Here is a 1,024-nt window from a genome sequence, read left to right as displayed (position 1 = left end):
TACTTCTTACTTGCACTACACCGCTTTACGACACCCTGCGAACGGGTTAGCTGGAATAATAAAACCTCCAAAATACAAAAACCTTGCAGTTCCAATTTCAAAAAACAATTGACTAATCAAATCTTAATTTAATCAATCTATTGTTAAAAGTCAATAGTTTTTTAGCCGAATCAGTTGTGAAACACAAATTTGTATGAGTATTTAAAACATTGTCCCCTAATTTGTGCTGTTTTTATAAAAAATCGTAATTTTGATTAATTGTTGCTGAAAGGCGAAGTTCAATTGAATAGTAAACCAATAGTGTTCAGGACCAGATTAATAACCTTTAAAATTGTTTGTTATGGGTAAAAGTTTAGATGCAAAATAAGAAGCAAAAAAGGAACCAACCAAATCGTTAAAGGAAAAAAGATTAGAGAAAAAAGCAAAAAAAGACAAGAAATAGAGTCTGTTTTGCCTGGTATTTTCTTTTTTTTATTTTAGCAAAGAGCCGGATTGTAGTCCAGCTCTTTGCTTTTTGAGACTATTACAGCGAGGAATATTTTCGAAAAAAATAATTATCTTTCAACACCGAAACCTACACCAATTTCTAAACCAACTAACACAACCATCATCATGAAACGATTTTCAGTACAAGTTATTTTTTTTATTTTGGTACTTGCTTTGGCAATGTCGTGTACTTCGAACAAACCTAAAAATGAAGGATGGATTCAATTGTTTAACGGGAAAGACCTGAATGATTGGAATATCAAAATTACCGGGTTTCCTTTGAATGAAAATTTCAATAACACGTTCAGGGTGGAGGATAGTTTGCTGAAAGTCAGGTACGATCAGTACGACAAATTCAATGGGCATTTCGGGCATATTTTTTATAAACAGCCTTATTCACATTACAAAATTCGTGTTGAATACCGTTTTGTAGGTGAACAGTGTCCTGAAGGAGCAGGCTGGGCTTTACGCAACAGTGGAATCATGGTTCACGGGCAAAGCGCCGAAAGCATGGAGGTGAACCAGGATTTTCCTGTTT

General features: G+C 34.4%; 1 protein-coding gene. It reads left to right on the top strand.

Annotated features, from left to right (window positions below; genetic code table 11):
- Nucleotides 1–612 precede the first annotated feature (612 nt).
- Nucleotides 613–1,024, top strand: a 412-nt coding sequence (locus Q8M88_RS08345; protein WP_305596288.1) for a DUF1080 domain-containing protein, incomplete at its 3' end; no start/stop codon positions are given.

Source organism: Phenylobacterium sp., assembly GCF_030693805.1.
Lineage (GTDB): Bacteria > Pseudomonadota > Alphaproteobacteria > Caulobacterales > Caulobacteraceae > Phenylobacterium.
Note: the sequence above shows the minus strand (reverse complement) of the source record. Positions and strands in the feature narration are given on the sequence as shown.